Below are 16,010 nucleotides of genomic sequence, written 5' to 3'. Positions count from 1 at the left end.
TTTCCTGGGAGTAACGTCATCAGTCGGCACAGGCCGACCATAGTCCCGAGCGGGTGTGCTCTGCTGACCCTTTTTCACGCCCCCGAGTGTGGAACCTCAACTCTGGTTGATGGCAAGGGTGAAGTAGGAGGTGATGGCGTCACTGGCGGCCCGCAGCGGCCCGGTGGACACCCCGTCGTCGCGCCCGTCGCCGTACGTCGCCGTGGTCAGGACCAGCCACGCGCCCACGGCCTGTGGCGGTACGACGACGTTGTCCCCGTCCGCCGAATACTGGATCTTGTACTTGTCCGCGTCCGGCCCGAGCCGCCTCGGCCCCAGTGCCAGCCCCTTCAACGCCGGCCGCAGCGGGGTGAGCCGCTCGGCCAGCGCCTGGGCGGCGGCCGGATCGCCGAGCCGGACGGCGGCCAGGGTGACGACGATGCCGTCGCCGCCCCGGGTGAACGCCGCGCGGAGCGCCTGCCGGCAGCCCGACTCCTTCAGCACCACCTGGACCTGTTCGGAGACCGGGGCCCCGGGCGTGTACCCCACGATCTCGGGGCAGTCCCGCCCGTCCGACTCGGCGACCCTGCGCTGGTCGACACCCCCGGCCGCGAACGTCACCGGGAACAGTCGGGTCACGCCACGCGCCCTCGGCAACGCGGTGACGACGACCGCACTGGCGAGGATCAACGCCGCGAGTGTGAGCGCGGCCACTCTGCTTCTGGACACGACACTTTCTTACCGGATGGAAGCCTCGTGGAGTAGTAGCTGTTCCTTCACTTTCAGTCCCCAGCGGAAGCCGCCGAGGCTGCCGCGCAGTCCGGCGTCCTCCGATCCTCGGCGAATCGGGACATTCAGCGGTCGGGCTCCGTTGGCCGCGGTCTTCGACCGGTCGATCCGGACCACCCGGTGACATGGGACGAACAGGGCGACCGCGTTGCGGGCGCAGGCCTGGGCCGCCGCGCGCACCGCCGCCGGGCGGCCGGACAGGGCCGCGAACTCCGTGTACGTCACCGGGGTGGTCACCGTCCGCAGGACGTCCCAGGCCGCGCCGATGAACTCGCCGCCCCGCTGGCGCACCTCGACCTTGTCGATCGCGGTGACCTCGCCGTCGAAGTAGCGAGTGACGGTCCGGGTGAGTTCGCCCAGGTCCGCCCGTTCGCGGGGGTCTCCGGTGGGTCTGAGCTCCGGATGCACCTGGGGCATGAGTTCGCCCAGTTCCGTGGTCCACCCGCTCGCCAGGACCGCGCCGTCGACGTCGACGACGAGGGTGAACGGGCCGGACGGGGTCGGGATCACCGCGTAGTCCATGACAACCTCCAGAGGTGCAGCATCGCGTAGGAGCGCCAGGGGCGCCACCGCTCCGCGTGGGCGGGTAGGTCGGTGATGCCGAGCCGGTGCGCGGTCCGGCGGATCACCAGGTCGGTGTCGAGCAGTACGTCGGGGGCGCCTAGGGCCCGCAGCGCCACGTAGCCGGCCGTCCAGGGCCCGATGCCAGGGAGAGCCAGCAGGGCCTGTTCGGCGGCGTCCCGGTCCGCTCCGGGCTCCAGGTCCACGTCGCCGTCGACCACCGCCCGGGCCAGCGCGCGCAGGGTCTCCCGGCGCTTCGCGGGCATCGAGAACGCCTCGTCCGGCAGCTCCAGCAGGGCCGGGGCGTCCGGGAACAGGCCGTCGCGGACCAGCCTCGCGGCCACCCCGCACGCGGCGGCGACGGAGATCTGCTGGCCGACGACCGCGCGGACCGTGACCTCGAAGCCGTCGACCGCGCGCGGGATCCGGATGCCCGGGGCGTCCCGCACCGAACCGGCCAGCACCGGGTCCCCGGCGAGCACCGCGTCCACGGCCGCCGGGTCCGCGTCCAGGTCCAGCAGTCGGCGGCAGCGGGCCACCGCCGGGGCCAGGTCCCGCAGGTCGCCCAGGGTCAGCGTCGCCAGGACGTGCCCGTCGGCCGGTTCCAGTGCCACCCGGCCCGAGCCGTGCGGGAGCCGCAGCGACCTGCTGTAACCGCCCTCGGTGGACTCCACCCCGGCGACCGCGTGCCCGGCCAGGAAGTCGAACATGCCCTCCGCGTCGAACGGTTCCCGGTACGGCAGCTTCAGGCGGAGGCCGCCCGGGCCCGAGGCGCGCTGGTTGCCGCGCAGGTGGGTGGGCGCGACCGCGTACACCTCGCGGATCGTGTCGTTGAACTGCCGGATGCTGCCGAACCCGGCCGCGAACGCGATCTCGCCCAGCCCCAGGTCGGTGTTCTCGATCAGGGTCCGCGCCGTGCGGGCCCGCTGCGCCCGGGCCAACGCGAGCGGACCGGCGCCGAGTTCGGTGGTGAGCAGGCGGTTCACGTGCCTTTCGGTGTACCCGAGCCGGCGGGCCAGCCCCGGCACCCCGTCGCGGTCCACCACCCCGTCGCCGATCAGGCGCAGCGCCCGGCCGACCAGGTCGGCCCGGACGTCCCAGTCCGGCGAACCCGGCGAGGCGTCCGGCCGGCAGCGCATGCAGGCCCGGTAGCCGCCGCGCTGGGCGGCCGCCGCCGAGAGGAAGAAGGAGACGTTCTGCCGCTTGGGCTTCACGGCCGGACAGCTCGGCCGGCAGTAGATCCCCGTCGTGCGCACCGCGGTGATGAAGCAGCCGTCGAAGCGCGCGTCCCGCGTCTCGATCGTCCGGTAGCACCGCTCGAAATCCAGATCCACAAGACCATGATGCGCCGGGTACGGGGCCGGGGCTCGCGGGAATCGGACGTGGACGTGACCGGCTATTTTGGGAACATGGCCAACATCGTGTACGACCGCAAGGAACAGCTCGCGCAGATCCAGAGCGGCCTGCTCGCCGGTGAGGAGATCATCGCGGTGTACGACGCGATCGGCGTCGGCACCGGCTTCATCGGCCTCACGAACCGCCGGGTGATCATCCAGGACAAGTCGTTCGTGGGGAAGAAGGTGGCCATCACCTCGATCCCGTACTCGAAGGTCTCCAGCGTCAGCGTGGTCAGCAACAAGTCCTGGGCGGGGTCGTACTTCTCGACCGGTTCCATCGCTGTGCACGTCGGCACCCAGACCTACGAGATCGACTTCCGGGGCTCGGACAAGTCCCAGCACGCCCACAACGTCATCCTGCACTTCATCGCGAGGTGAGCGCCCCTCCGGCCTTCCCGGGCAGGTGCCGATGCGCGCCGGCCCAGAAACGCGGCGTAACCCTCTGCTGTGTCTTCGATCTGGTTCTCAAGGCTTTTCTGGCACCGTGACCGTGACCGGGTACGGCCAGTCGAGGACCGCTGACCCGCCGGGCTCCAGAACACATTCGGCGGTGTACTCGAACCCCCGGAGCCGGTGGACGTGCAGCACTCCGGTGCGCTCGATCCGCCAGTAGCCCCGGATCCCCGCGAACGCGTACGCCTCGTGCTTGCCGGTCCGGTCCACGCCCTTGGTCCGGTCGGACTCGACCTCGACGACCAGCGCCGGGATGACGGGGTTGTAGGTCCGGTGGGCCCCGGGGGCGTCGGGGGAGAGGACGAGCAGGTCCGGGACGAGTCGGTCGTCCTCGATGGCGATGCCCAGGTTCCAGTGCACCCGCCAGCCGGGCGGGGCCGAGGCCCTCAGCGTGTCGTGCGCCCACGCGCTCCAGGACTGGTGCTCCTCGGAATCCGCCGGGGTCACCAGGAGCGCGCCGTCCAGGATCTCGTAGCGGTGGTCGGTCCGGGGCAGTGCCGCGAGGTCCTCGGGTCGCCAGCGCCGGGTGAGCAGCGCGACCGCCTCCCTGCCGGCTTCCGGGGTGATCCGGTCAAAGTCCCACACGCGTCGCGTCACAGACGACACCTCCTCCGAACGTATATACACGGCCGTGGTGCGGGGCGCGGCACCCCGTAGACTCGGTCCCCGTGAGTCTTCAAATCGGGATCGTCGGCCTGCCCAACGTCGGCAAGAGCACCCTGTTCAACGCGTTGACGAAGAACAATGTCCTCGCAGCGAACTACCCTTTTGCCACGATTGAGCCGAATGTCGGCGTGGTCGGCGTGCCGGACGCCCGGCTGGCGGAGCTGGCCAAGATCCACGACTCGCAGAAGCTGCTGCCGGCGACCGTGGACTTCGTCGACATCGCCGGCCTGGTCCGGGGCGCGTCGAAGGGCCAGGGCCGGGGCAACGCGTTCCTCGCCAACATCCGCGACGCCGCCGCGATCTGCCAGGTGGTCCGCGCCTTCTCCGACCCGAACGTGGTGCACGTCGACGGCAAGGTCTCCCCGGCCGACGACATCGAGACCATCAACACCGAGCTGATCCTCGCCGACCTGCAGACCCTGGAGAAGGCTCTGCCCCGGTTGGAGAAGGAAGCCCGGATGCAGAAGGACAAGGCCGCGGTGGTCGCCGCCGCCAAGGCCGCGACCGAACTGCTCAACGACGGCACCACGCTGTACGCGGGCGCGAAGGCCAAGGGCATCGAGACCGAACTGCTCCGCGAGCTGCACCTGCTCACCGCCAAGCCGTTCCTCTACGTCTTCAACGTCGACGAGGCCGAACTGGGCCAGGAGGAGTTCCTCCAGTCGCTCCGGGACCTGGTCGCGCCCGCCGAGGCGATCTTCCTCGACGCGAAGATCGAGTCCGAGCTGATCGACCTGCCCGAGGAGGAGGCCCGCGAGCTGCTGGAGTCCGTGGGCCAGCACGAGCCCGGCCTGCACCAGCTGATCCGGGTCGGCTTCGCCACCCTGGGCCTGCAGACGTACCTGACGGCCGGGCCCAAGGAGGTCCGCGCCTGGACCATCCCGATCGGGGCAACGGCGCCCGAGGCGGCCGGCGTCATCCACACCGACTTCCAGCGCGGGTTCATCAAGGCCGAGATCGTGTCGTACGACGACCTGATCTCCGCCGGGTCGATGAACGCGGCGAAGGCGGCCGGCAAGGTCCGGATCGAGGGCAAGGAGTACGTGATGGCGGACGGCGACGTGGTCGACTTCCGCTTCAACGTCTAGAACGCACGCGGTCGGGCGGGCCCACCGGAGACGGCCGGCCCGCCTGACCGGCCTCGGGCCAGCGTCAGGCTCCGACCTGCGTCAGGGGCACCGACCCGCGTGTCCGACGTTCGGGTACCCGGTCCGCGCCTGGAGGATGCCGGCAGGGGAGCGTGCCGGTGCCACCGCCGGTCAGGCCGTGACGTCCCAGTCCGGGGCCAGGACCGACGGCTTCCAGGACGGGTCGGGCCTGAACCCGACCAGCGACCCGTCGAACGGATAGGCCGCCGCCTCGGCGAGCGCCACGAGCCGTTCGCCCTCCGCCCGGATCCCGGGGGCCTCCGCCGCAGTCCAGTACGCCCGGTGTCCGGTGCGCTCGGCGAACTCGTCCTCGTCCTTCCACGCCCAGGACCGGTCCGGCTCCACCCAGACGTCGAGCGCGAAGTCCGCCGCGTCCAGCCCGCCCGACCAGCGGACGGCCGGGGACTCGAGGTTCACGTACCAGCCGAGGAAGGTGCCGGCCAGGTCGAAGAACCACCAGATCGAGTGCGCCGCGCCCGGCGGGGTGAGGATCAGGACGCCGGTGTCCCGCCACGGCCGGGGGCTCAGCATGGTGGGGACGGCGGACCGCTCGGCGAGGGTCAGCTTGCGGATCAGGTCACCGGCGAGTGTCGTGCGCGCCATCGTCTCGGAGCCCGCGGAGGTCCAGGTCAGGAGGCCGCGCTCGTCGTCGCTGACGACCCGGGCGGTCTGGACCCAGGCGATCCGGCCGTCGCGGTGCACGTCCCGTCGGAGGATGTCCTGCCCGGTTTCGAAGGTCATCGGGCGAGCCTAGGCCGGGACGTCCGACGCCCGCAGCCCCGGCCGCGCGCCCGGCCACCCGCCAAGCGCGGGGTCCCAGCGTCCGGCCATCGCCGGCCGAGGATCCGTCGACCCACCCGACGCCCCGGCCGCACACACAAAACTGGCCCGGTTCGCGTGATGCGAACCGGGCCAGTCTCACAAAACCTTAGATCGGGCGGATGTTGTCCGCCTGCGGGCCCTTCTGGCCCTGGGTGATCTCGAACTCAACCCGCTGGTTCTCGTCCAGGCTGCGGTAGCCACTGGTCGCGATGGCGGAGAAGTGAGCGAAGACGTCGGCGCCGCCGTCGTCGGGGGAGATGAAGCCGAAGCCCTTCTCCGCGTTGAACCACTTGACGGTGCCCTGAACTGAAGCCATGTTTTTCCTCTAAATCTATGTGGGTTCCGCGCTGCGCGGATCCCGGTTACTCACGCACACAGTTGCCGTTGAGAAAACAAAACGCCTGTGGTCACTTCCCACAGGCGCACATGAATCACATGACAACTGACTGCGTAACACCACAACGGTAGCACGTCCCCGCCGGGTGTGGCGAGGTTTGTGGGCGGCCAAGTCGGGGCCTGGTTCAACCCGGCATACGGGGCGTGAACAGGGAGGAAAGTCACTCCGTGACGGTGCGGAAGGCGACGTCGATCCGGGCGGCGAGCGCCACCTCGGAGGTCGTCAGGGCGCCGTCGGGGCTGCGGAGTCGGATATGCGTCTGTCCGTCGGCGCGCCGGATCTCGGGGCGGAGCTGGAGCGCGTCCGCGAACACCTTCACCCGTTCGGTGAGGTCTGCGTGCTGGGCCTCGTTCAGGGGGAGGGTGCGCTGAATGTGGTCGGCGTCCCCCCGCCAGCCGTCGAGCTGGGAGAGCGCGTCACGCAACGCTGCGCGATCGAGCGGGTGAACGGTCCACCTCCGGTGTTGTGGGTTCGTGACCCAAGGGACGTCCCAGGTACATCAGCGGTGCCTAGAGTCTTCAGGTCACGGCCACCTGTGTCTACGGACACAAATTCGGCACGTCCGGATGTTCCGGACGCGGGTGCACAACAAATTTTCGCGCGATCTGGCACTGTTGTGCCCCGTGCAGAGTGAACCCGTACTTCAGCTGATCGTCGGTGCGGCAATTGTCAGGGATGGTCGGGTGCTGGCCTGTGCCCGCGCCGAGCCCCCGGAGCTGGCCGGCGGGTGGGAATTCCCTGGTGGCAAGGTCGAGCCCGGGGAGTTGGAGGTCGACGCCCTGCTCCGGGAGATCGACGAGGAACTCGCGGTCAAGGTGGAGGTCGGCGACCGGATCGGCCCCGACGTACTGCTCCCGCACGGCCGGGCGGTGCTCCGGATCTGGCTGGCGACGCTGGTCGGCGGCGAGCCGCAGTGTCTGGAGCACGCCGAACTGCGCTGGCTCGCGGTCGACGAGCTCGACAGTGTGGCCTGGCTGCCGGCGGACGCCCCGATCGTCGAGGCGCTGCGGGAGTATCTCGTGCGTTGACGCACCGTGACTGGAAGTGTTAGGGATGCCTACCCTACGCTGACGGAGCGTATCCGAGCCTACGCGCGGCGGTGATCACGGTCGCCGCGGTCCTGCTCGCGGCGGTCGTCCTCGCCAGTCTCGCCATCGGCAGCAGGCCGCTCGCCCCCCCGGCGAGGTCATCCGTGCCCTGGTCGGGCACGACGGTTCAGAGGCCGCCACCATCGTGCGCTCGATGCGGGTGCCCCGGACGCTGATCGGGTTGGCCGTCGGGGCGGCGCTCGCCGTGGCCGGCGTCGTCATGCAGGCGCTCACCCGCAACCCGCTCGCCGACCCCCGGCTGCTCGGAATCAGCGTCGGGGCGTCACTCGGCGTGATCGTCGCGATCACCTTCTTCGGGGTGGGCACCCTGCCCGGTTACGTGGGGTTCGCCCTGCTCGGCGCGACGCTCGCCGGGACCCTCGTCCACGGGGTGTCCGCGCGGGCCCGGGACGGCGCCAGTCCGGTCACCCACGCGCTCGCCGGGGCCGCTATCGACGCCTCGTTCGGGGCCGTGGTGGTCGGGGTGCTGTCGGTCGACGGGCGGACCTTCGAGGAGTACCGGTTCCGGGTGGTCGGCGGGCACACGGGGCGTACCCCGATGATGGTTCTTCAGGTTCTGCCGTTGTTGCTGGTCGAGGGCTGATCGCGGCCGGGATCGCGTGTGGGATCGACGCTCTCGCGCTCGGTGAGGACGTCGCCACGGGGCTCGGGCAGCGCACCGGGCGGGTCCGGGCGCTCGGCTCGTTCGCCGTCGTCCTGCTCACCGGCTCGGCCGTCGCGGTCGCCGGGCCGATCGGTTTCATCGACCGGTGCGGGCGTCAGCGCGAGCGGACGCGTTCGGCCGTCGCGGTTCCAGGTGTCCCGCGCGGGGTGGGGTCACGCGACCGCGATCGGCCAGCCCAGGTTGTCGACCAGGACCCGGGCGCCCAGCGGGTTGGCCAGCGTGACCTGGTACTCCTCCATGACGAGCATCATGTCGTGCGCGCACGGCTCCTTCGGGGGCGCGCCGGGGACCACCTCGTCGGTGACGACGGTGCGCAGTCCGACCGCGACGGAGGTGGCGGACTCGCGGACCTCCGGCTCGTACCGGAACACCTTCGAGCCGGGGCAGCCCTGCCGCGCCTTCGGCAGCGACACGGTGACGGTGCTGCCCGAGACCTTCGCGGTGCCGACCGAACTGCCGACGGTCGGCGTCTTCTCCGGCGCCCAGATCTCGGACTTCGCCAGCGCCGGCCACGCCAGGGCCACCGAGTCGGTCGTGAAGATCCAGGCGGGCAGGTCGCGCGGGCCCCGGTCGGTGTCCACCTTCGTCGTGCCGAGGGTGACGGCCGTGACCGTCAGCGCGGTCGGGGTCGAACCGGGGGCCTTCTCCGGCCGGGGGCGGCTCACGGCGGCCCAGGCGTCGGCGGCCGACAGCAGCGGCACGCCCTCCGGGGTGCTCACCGGACCCCGGGGCAGGCCTGCGGCGAGGACGAGTTTGCCGGTCAGCGCGGCGGTCTTCGCGTTCCCGGTCGGATCGGAGCCGCCGATCGTGTCCGGGTCCTCGGACGGGTGCAGCAGGACGACCGGGCGGGGGGCGCGGTCGACGGGGAAGGCGGCCCAGGCGGGGAGCGCCTGCTCGGTGATGGCGTAGGTCTGCGGTTCGTCCACGGCCGCCGGACCGCTGGGCGGGTCGGACGGGGTGGTCCCGGAGGCGCAGCCGGCGAGGCCGGTCAGCAGCAGGAGTGCGAGGAGTCGACGCATACCGATGAGACGCGCCCGGACGGCCGGGGGTTCCCGGGGCGCGGGACGGTTGCCGCCGAGGGCGGAGCTGGCCACCTCGGTCGGGACATCGGCGTTCGTGAGGGCGGGTGCTGGAGGGCCGCAGGCCAGGGCTGCCGCGTCGGCGTGGCGGGGCTGGCGGTCTCGGGTCGTGCCTTCGGTGTTCGCTAGGTCAGGGGCTGGAGACTCTGGCCAGGGCGGCCGCTGCGGCGAGGGTGGGGGCTGGCCGCCGCCGTGAACAGCCGCGTTCGCGAGGGCGGCTGGAGGAGCCCGGGGGAGAGGGGCGGGCGACTCGGGTCAGGACGGTCGCGTCCGCAGGGGCGGAGGTCGGATGCGTGCCGGTTTTCGGCGGCTCGGGACGAGTACCCATCGGAACCGGATCTTGATCTGCCCGACCGGAGCGAGCTCCACCCTCGGAGACCGTCACCCCCGGCTACTGCCCACATCGGGCACCGCCCACATCGGGACACCGCCCCCGGGCACGGCCCGCCCCCGCGCACCGCCCACCCCCGGACACGGCGATGGCCCGCCCCCACCGGGAACGGGCCACCATCACGAGACGCCCCTAGCTGTTCGCCTCGGACCGCCGGAAGATCTTGCTGCCCAGCCAGACCAGCGGGTCGTACTTCCGGTCCACGCCGCGCTCCTTCATCGGAATGATCGCGTTGTCCGTGATCTTGATGTGCTCGGGGCACACCTCCGTGCAGCACTTCGTGATGTTGCAGAAGCCCAGACCCTGCTCCTCGACCGCGTAGTCCTTGCGGTCGGTGCGCGCGTCCAGCGGGTGCATGTCCAGCTCGGCGGCGCGGATGAAGTACCGCGGGCCGGCGAACGCCTCCTTGTTGTCCTCGTGGTCGCGGACCACGTGACAGGTGTTCTGGCACAGGAAGCACTCGATGCACTTGCGGAACTCCTGGGACCGCTCGACATCGATCTGCTGCATCCGGTACTCGCCGGGAGCCACCCCGGCCGGCGGCGCGAACGCCGGGGTCTCACGGGCCTTCTCGTAGTTGAAGGACACGTCGGTGACCAGGTCACGGATGACCGGGAACGTCCGCAGCGGCGTGATGGTGACCGTCTCGTCCTCGGTGAACGTGGACATCCGGGTCATGCAGCCCAGCCGGGGCATGCCGTTGATCTCCATCGAGCACGAGCCGCACTTGCCGGCCTTGCAGTTCCACCGGCACGCGAGGTCGGGGGTCTCCGTGGCCTGGAGGCGGTGGATGATGTCGAGGACGACCTCACCCTCCTTGACCTCGACCTCGAAGTCCTCCAGCTGACCGCCGGTGTCGTCGCCACGCCACACCCGGAACTGGCGCTTAGTTGCCATCGGTGAGCCCCTCCAGTTCCTCTGCGGTCATGTACTTCTTCAGCTCGGACTTCTCGAACAGGCTGAGCAGCTCGTGCGGCATCGGCGGCAGCGGCTGCGGGTTGAGCGTGACCTTCTCGCCGTCGAGCCCGCAGATCAGGTTGACCTTGCGCCAGGCGGAGTCCATCTTCCCGAAGTCCTCGCGGGTGTGGCCGCCCCGGCTCTCCTGCCGTTCGAGGGCGGCGAGGGCGGTGCACTCGGACACGACCAGCATGTTGCGCAGGTCGAGGGCCAGGTGCCAGCCCGGGTTGTACTTCCGGCCGCCGGTCGCCTTCACCCGTCCGACCTTCTCCCGGATCACCGCGAGCCGCTCGATGGCGGACTCCAGTTCGGTGGCGGTGCGGATGATGCCGACCAGGTCGCCCATGACCTCCTGCAACTCGTGCTGGAGGGCGTACGGGCTCTCGCCGTCGTTCTCGAACGGCGACAGGGCGTGCGCGACGGCCGCGTCCACATCGGACTGCGCGACGGTCGCCGGGCCGTGCTCGGTGGCGTGCGCGGCGGCGTGCTCACCGGCCCGCTTGCCGAACACCAGCAGGTCGGACAGCGAGTTGCCGCCGAGCCGGTTGGAGCCGTGCATGCCGCCGGACACCTCGCCGGCCGCGAACAGCCCCGGGACCCGCGCCTGCGTGCTGTCCGGGTCGACCTCGACGCCGCCCATCACGTAGTGGCAGGTCGGGCCCACCTCCATCGGCTCGGAGGTGATGTCGACGTCGGCGAGCTCCTTGAACTGGTGGTACATCGACGGCAGCTTCTTGCGGATGTACTCCGCGCTCCGCCGGCTCGCGATGTCCAGGTAGACCCCGCCGGCCTTCGTGCCCCGGCCGGCCTTGACCTCGGAGTTGATGGCGCGGGCCACCTCGTCGCGGGGCAGCAGCTCCGGGGGGCGCCGGTTGTTGTCCGGGTCGGTGTACCAGCGGTCGCCCTCCTCGGGCGTCTCCGCGTACTGCTTGCGGAAGACGTCGGGGACGTAGTCGAACATGAACCGCTTGCCCTCGGAGTTCTTCAGGATCCCGCCGTCACCGCGGACCGACTCGGTGACCAGGATGCCCTTCACCGACGGCGGCCAGACCATGCCGGTCGGGTGGAACTGGAGGAACTCCATGTTGACCAGGGTGCCGCCGGCCCGCAGCGCGAGCGCGTGCCCGTCGCCGGAGTACTCCCACGAGTTCGACGTGACCTTGTAGGACCGGCCGATGCCGCCGGTGGCCAGGATGACGGCCGGCGTCTCGAACAGCAGGAACTCGCCGGACTCCCGGACGTACCCGAAAGCGCCCGCGATCTTGCCGTCGGTCAGCAGCAGCTCGGTGATCGTGGTCTCGTGGAACACCCGGATGTGCGACTCGTAGTCGCCGGTGGCCGCGAAGTCCTCCTGCTGGAGGGAAACGATCTTCTGCTGGAGGGTACGGATCATCTCCAGCCCGGTCCGGTCGCCGACGTGCGCGAGCCGCGGGTACTCGTGGCCGCCGAAGTTGCGCTGCGAGATCTTGCCGTCCGGGGTGCGGTCGAACAGCGCGCCGTAGGTCTCCAGCTCCCAGATCCGGGCCGGAGCCTCCTTGGCGTGCAGCTCGGCCATCCGGTAGTGGTTCAGGAACTTCCCGCCCCGCATGGTGTCCCGGAAGTGCACCATCCAGTTGTCCTTGGAGTTCACGTTGCCCATCGAGGCAGCCGCGCCCCCCTCGGCCATGACGGTGTGCGCCTTGCCGAACAGCGACTTCGAGATGATCGCGGTCTTCTTGCCGGCCAGTCGGGCTTCGATGGCCGCGCGCAGACCCGCTCCGCCGGCCCCGATGACCACCACGTCGTACTGGTACCTGTCAATATTGGTCATTTATCCCACGAACCTGAAGTCGGTGATCCACTTGGCCGCGACGGCCATCACGTAGAAGTCGGTGAGCGCCAGCGTGGCCAGGGTCGTCCAGGCCAGGCCCATGTGCCGGGTATTCAGCGCCGACACCCAGCTCCACAGCCGGTAGCGCACCGGGTGCTTGGAGAAGTGCTTGAGCCGGCCGCCCATGATGTGCCGGCAGGAGTGGCACGAGGCCGTGTACGCCCACAGCGCGATCACGTTGACCCAGAGCACCACGTTGCCGAGGCCGAAACCGAACCCGGTCGGGGAGTGGTGCGCGAGCACCGCGTCCCAGGTGTTGATCAGCGAGATGGCCACGGCGGCGTAGAAGAAGTACCGGTGCAGGTTCTGGCCCAGCAGCGGGAACTTCGTCTCGCCCTTGTAGTTCTTGTGCCCGTCCGGCACCGCGCAGGCGGGCGGCGACATCCAGAAGGCGCGGTAGTAGGCCTTCCGGTAGTAGTAGCACGTCAGCCGGAAGAGCAGCAGGAACGGCAGGGTGAGGGCCGCGTACGGCAGCAGCGGGTGGTCCGGGAGGAACCGGCCGAACTCCGCGGACGCCTCGACGCACCCGTTCGACACGCACGGCGAGTAGAACGGGGTGAGGTAGTGGTACTCGTCCACCCAGTAGTTGTTCTGCATGAATACCCGGACCGTGGCGTAGGTGACCCACGCGCCGAGCCCGAGCACGGTCAACAGTGGCGCCAGCCACCAGCGGTCTGTCCGCAACGTCTTGGCCGCGATGGCGGCCCGTGGCCGCAGCGGCGTCGTTGCCGTAGTCGTCATTCCCTGCGCTCCCTGAGATTCAGCGCTTCCGGCGTGTGTCGGCCCGGACGCCGTGGTGATCATCACTAGTGATCATCGCCACGTCGTCCGCGCCCGCACACGTTACGCCGTGGCCGCTGGGAGCGGTTACCCGGACGCGCCGCCGGTGAAGTTCCAGGACCCGAGGCGCAGTCCCGGCGCGGTCACCGTCTCCAACGACCAACTGACCGGGGTGGACTCGGCGACCGCCCCGACCCCCAGCACCGAACCCGGCGCGAGAGCCTCCGGGTAGGACTGGGTGAACCGCAGGTTCTGCACCGGTCGGGTGATCACGCCGTCCTCGATCAGCCACACGCCGTTGCGGGTCAGACCCGTCACGACCAGGCTGCGCGGGTCCAGCACCCGGGTGTACCAGAAGTCCGTGACCAGCAGACCCCTGCGCACACCGGCGACCAGGCCGCCGACGGAGTCGTCCGACACCGGGCCGTCCGTGTGCGCCTCGGGGGCCGTGCCGGTCGCCAGGGACAGGTGCGTCGGCCGGGGCCCCCAGCGCTCGCCTTCCACGACCGCGCTGCCGGACGTGGCGGTGCCGGCCGCCGCGGCGGTGCGCCGGTCGTGCAGCGGACTCTCGGACACACCCTCCCGGATCAGCCACCGGGTGTCGCGCGGCGTGCCCTCCAGGTCGAACGGCATGCCCAACGAGCGGGGCCCGATCGGGTCCTGCAGCAGCGTCAACGCCGGGTCGAACTGGGCCTCGCCCGGCCGCAGGCAGGACCGGCCCTCAGCGACGGCCTTCCCGTTGAACGCGTACGACGCCAGGAACAGCAGCAGGTCCTGTACGGCGCCGCGCTCCAGCACGACCTCGTACCGGCCCGGCGGCAGCTCGACCGCGTCCACGCCCGCGAGGGCCTTGGCCGCCGCGACCCGCCCGAGCCGGCCGCCGTCGAGCCCGTCGAGGGACACCCCGCTCCACCGGGCCACCCCGTCGGCGCCCGGCGCGCGGGCGATGCCGTCCATCGCCGCCGAGGAGGTCACCCCGGAGACCAGGTGGCCGAGGGTGTTGCCGTAGGTGGCGGTGCTGGCGGTCGTGCGGCAGTACCCGGCCGTGGACAGGCCGCCGGCCGCGTCGACGAACGCGCGCACGGCCGCCGCCCGGACCGCCGGGTCCGCCTCGGCGGTGGCCCGGTCGACGTTGCCGGTCCCGGTGGCCGCGGTCGGCGCGGTCAGCCCCGGCCAGGTCGGGTCCGGCGGGCACAGCTTGGCCGCCGCGATGGTCCGCTCCACGAACTCGGCGAGCGAGTCGCGGTCGGTGACCGTGGTCGTGCCGCCGGCCGTCCGGCCGTCGAGGTGCAGCCGGAGCCGCACCGTGACCGCCTGGTCGGACACGTTCTGGTGGATGAACGAGTTCGCGAACCGGGTCAGGGACAGCACCGAGTCGTCGACGTGGACGTCGGCCTCGGCGCGGCCGCCGACCAGGTCGAGCACCTGCTCGACGATGAGGTTGGTCATGAGCGCACTCCCACTCGTACTCCCTTGAAGCGGGCCGGGGCGGCGGGGTGGCCGGTGTGCCCGGTCTGGCCCGGCTGGCCCTTGCCGCAGTTCGGCGTGCCCCAGGGCACCGACTCCGACGACAACATGTCCATGGACCGCCAGAACAACGGACCGATTCCGGTGTACGTGGGGTTGCGCAGCACCCGCCCCCGGACCCCGTTCTTCACTTCCCAGCCGATCTCGGTACCGAACTGGAAGTTGAGCCGCCGGTCGTCGATCGACCAGGACCGGTTCGTCTCCATCATCACGCCGTCGTCCGTGGCCGCGATGATCTCCTCCAGGGTGTGCGGGCCCGGCTCCAGCCCGACGTTGGTCATCCGGACCATGGGCAGCCGCGCCCAGCCGTCGGACCGGACGCTGCCGCCGTAGTCCAGCCCGGCGACGGCCGCGGAGTCCCGGCCGGCGAGCACGCCCACCCAGATCCCGTCGCGGACCGCGTCGCGGGCGGCGGCCGGGGTGCCCTCGTCGTCGTACCCGAACGAGCCCAGCGCGCCGGGGATCGTCGGGTCGATCGTGATGTTCATCAGCTCGGAGCCGTACCGCAGGCTGCCGAGCTTGTCGAGCTCCAGCCACGAGGTACCGGCGAATGCGGCCTCCCAGCCGAGGATCCGGTCCAGCTCGATGGCGTGCCCGACCGACTCGTGGATCTGGAGGGCCAACTGCTCGCCGCCCAGGATCAGGTCGGTCGTGGTCGACGGGCACTCGGGGGCAGTGAGCAGCTCGCGGGCCTCGGCGGCGACCCGGGCGGCGTGCGCCGGCAGGTCGAGCTGTTCGACCAGCTCCCAGCCCGCCGTGCCGTACTGGCCGCGGTAGCACGGGTACGACCGGCGCTGGGTCTCGAACTCCCCGTTCGCCGTGGCGCTGATCCCGCCCCCGGACTTGACGACCTTCTGCTCGATCCGGTGCCCGGCACTGGACACGAACCAGGACCGCTGCTCCCAGAGCTGGTAGAGCGCCTCGGCCTGGTCGGCCCCGTGTTCGCGCATCGTGGCGGTCGCGGAGACCAGCAGGTCCCCCTTGACCGACAGCGGCACGGCGAACGGGTCGACCTGGCACGGGCCGGCCCAGGTGTCCTGCCGGACCTCCGTGGGGACGAGGTCGAGCGCCGGGCCGGCGACGAGGCCGCTGGCCTTGGCGATGGCCGTCGCGGCGTTCCCCGCCTCGCGCGCGGCCTTCTCGGTCAGGTCGGGCACGGCCTGGAACCCCCAGGACGAGCCGACGAGGGCGCGGACGCCGATTCCGGCGTCCTCCTGCTGGGTGAGATCCTCGATCTCCCCGTTCCGAGCGGACATCGATTCGTAGCGCCGACTCATGACCCGCGCGTCGGCGTACCGCGCGCCAGCGGCCAGAGCGGCCTCGACGGCCGCGGTGGCGACGTCGAATAGTGCCATATGTGAACCTCCTGCATGGACGTTGTGACCAGCGTTGCACGGTGGGGAGCCCCCCAGGTACCTCTA

The 16,010-nt window shown here is 70.9% G+C and carries 15 protein-coding genes and 3 pseudogenes; 5 read left to right on the top strand and 13 right to left on the bottom strand.

The genetic code is table 11. The features are described 5' to 3' along the window. Positions 1–96: 96 nt before the first annotated feature. Genes AB0M43_RS33870 through AB0M43_RS33860 form a run of 3 tightly spaced genes read right to left on the bottom strand, consistent with a single transcriptional unit; the run spans position 97 to position 2,663 of the window. A complete protein-coding gene (locus AB0M43_RS33870) occupies positions 97–708 on the bottom strand; it encodes a hypothetical protein (RefSeq protein WP_363730481.1) in 612 nt (203 codons plus the stop codon). Between the two features lie 9 nt (positions 709–717). After that, a complete protein-coding gene (locus AB0M43_RS33865) occupies positions 718–1,290 on the bottom strand; it encodes a methylated-DNA--[protein]-cysteine S-methyltransferase (protein WP_363730479.1) in 573 nt (190 codons plus the stop codon). After that, on the bottom strand, positions 1,275–2,663 hold the full coding sequence (locus AB0M43_RS33860; protein WP_363730476.1) for an AlkA N-terminal domain-containing protein: 1,389 nt from the start codon (positions 2,661–2,663) through the stop codon (positions 1,275–1,277). The genes AB0M43_RS33865 and AB0M43_RS33860 overlap by 16 nt, the downstream gene beginning before the upstream one ends. A 75-nt stretch (positions 2,664–2,738) precedes the next feature. Between AB0M43_RS33860 and AB0M43_RS33855 the strand changes: the two genes are divergently transcribed. Next, positions 2,739–3,104, top strand: a complete 366-nt coding sequence (locus AB0M43_RS33855) for a PH domain-containing protein (protein WP_363730473.1) — start codon at positions 2,739–2,741, stop codon at positions 3,102–3,104. An 87-nt stretch (positions 3,105–3,191) separates the two neighbouring features. Here AB0M43_RS33855 and AB0M43_RS33850 read toward each other — a convergent pair whose 3' ends face one another. Continuing rightward, positions 3,192–3,776 (bottom strand): Uma2 family endonuclease, encoded by a 585-nt coding sequence (locus AB0M43_RS33850; protein ID WP_363730470.1) that lies wholly within the window; start codon positions 3,774–3,776, stop codon positions 3,192–3,194. A 71-nt stretch (positions 3,777–3,847) separates the two neighbouring features. Here AB0M43_RS33850 and ychF point away from each other — a divergent pair, with 71 nt between their 5' ends. Continuing rightward, the gene (ychF, locus tag AB0M43_RS33845) at positions 3,848–4,933 is read left to right on the top strand and encodes a redox-regulated ATPase YchF (RefSeq protein ID WP_363730467.1); all 1,086 of its coding nucleotides are present in this window, start codon (positions 3,848–3,850) and stop codon (positions 4,931–4,933) included. 171 nt (positions 4,934–5,104) lie between these two features. Here ychF and AB0M43_RS33840 read toward each other — a convergent pair whose 3' ends face one another. From AB0M43_RS33840 to AB0M43_RS33830, 3 genes and pseudogenes are all read right to left on the bottom strand, one after another. After that, on the bottom strand, positions 5,105–5,734 hold the full coding sequence (locus AB0M43_RS33840; protein ID WP_363730464.1) for a DUF402 domain-containing protein: 630 nt from the start codon (positions 5,732–5,734) through the stop codon (positions 5,105–5,107). A gap of 187 nt (positions 5,735–5,921) precedes the next feature. Next, entirely contained in the window at positions 5,922–6,131 is a 210-nt protein-coding gene (locus tag AB0M43_RS33835; protein ID WP_363730462.1) for a cold-shock protein, read from the bottom strand. 241 nt (positions 6,132–6,372) lie between these two features. Further along, positions 6,373–6,642, bottom strand: a pseudogene (locus tag AB0M43_RS33830) (4a-hydroxytetrahydrobiopterin dehydratase); the annotation flags it as partial. Between the two features lie 217 nt (positions 6,643–6,859). Here AB0M43_RS33830 and AB0M43_RS33825 point away from each other — a divergent pair. From AB0M43_RS33825 to AB0M43_RS33815, 3 genes and pseudogenes are all read left to right on the top strand, one after another. Next, positions 6,860–7,240 (top strand): (deoxy)nucleoside triphosphate pyrophosphohydrolase, encoded by a 381-nt coding sequence (locus tag AB0M43_RS33825; RefSeq protein ID WP_363730600.1) that lies wholly within the window; start codon positions 6,860–6,862, stop codon positions 7,238–7,240. Positions 7,241–7,445: 205 nt separating this feature from the next. After that, a complete protein-coding gene (locus AB0M43_RS33820) occupies positions 7,446–7,904 on the top strand; it encodes an iron chelate uptake ABC transporter family permease subunit (RefSeq protein ID WP_363730460.1) in 459 nt (152 codons plus the stop codon). After that, positions 7,901–8,005: pseudogene (locus AB0M43_RS33815) on the top strand (iron ABC transporter permease); the annotation flags it as partial. The gene AB0M43_RS33820 and the pseudogene AB0M43_RS33815, both read left to right, overlap by 4 nt. A gap of 132 nt (positions 8,006–8,137) precedes the next feature. Here the strand turns inward: AB0M43_RS33815 and AB0M43_RS33810 are convergent. The 6 genes and pseudogenes from AB0M43_RS33810 to AB0M43_RS33785 all read right to left on the bottom strand — a co-directional run bounded on the left by AB0M43_RS33810 (position 8,138) and on the right by AB0M43_RS33785 (position 15,944). Continuing rightward, positions 8,138–9,004 (bottom strand): hypothetical protein, encoded by an 867-nt coding sequence (locus AB0M43_RS33810; RefSeq protein ID WP_363730458.1) that lies wholly within the window; start codon positions 9,002–9,004, stop codon positions 8,138–8,140. A 601-nt stretch (positions 9,005–9,605) separates the two neighbouring features. Beyond that, positions 9,606–10,352 (bottom strand): annotated as a pseudogene (locus AB0M43_RS33805) (succinate dehydrogenase/fumarate reductase iron-sulfur subunit); the annotation flags it as partial. Then, a complete protein-coding gene (locus AB0M43_RS33800; protein ID WP_363730457.1) occupies positions 10,342–12,222 on the bottom strand; it encodes a fumarate reductase/succinate dehydrogenase flavoprotein subunit in 1,881 nt (626 codons plus the stop codon). The pseudogene AB0M43_RS33805 and the gene AB0M43_RS33800, both read right to left, overlap by 11 nt. Next, the gene (locus AB0M43_RS33795; RefSeq protein WP_363730455.1) at positions 12,223–13,023 is read right to left on the bottom strand and encodes a hypothetical protein; all 801 of its coding nucleotides are present in this window, start codon (positions 13,021–13,023) and stop codon (positions 12,223–12,225) included. 126 nt (positions 13,024–13,149) lie between these two features. After that, the gene (locus AB0M43_RS33790) at positions 13,150–14,511 is read right to left on the bottom strand and encodes a metallopeptidase TldD-related protein (protein ID WP_363730452.1); all 1,362 of its coding nucleotides are present in this window, start codon (positions 14,509–14,511) and stop codon (positions 13,150–13,152) included. Next, positions 14,508–15,944 carry a TldD/PmbA family protein gene (locus AB0M43_RS33785; RefSeq protein ID WP_363730449.1) on the bottom strand — a complete coding sequence of 479 codons (1,437 nt, stop codon included), beginning with the start codon at positions 15,942–15,944 and terminating at the stop codon, positions 14,508–14,510. Before AB0M43_RS33785 ends, AB0M43_RS33790 begins: the two co-directional genes overlap by 4 nt. Between the last annotated feature and the right edge of the window lie 66 nt (positions 15,945–16,010).

The organism is Longispora sp. NPDC051575 (assembly GCF_040681875.1).
In the GTDB taxonomy this organism is placed as follows: domain Bacteria; phylum Actinomycetota; class Actinomycetes; order Mycobacteriales; family Micromonosporaceae; genus Longispora.
Note: the sequence above shows the minus strand (reverse complement) of the source record. Positions and strands in the feature narration are given on the sequence as shown.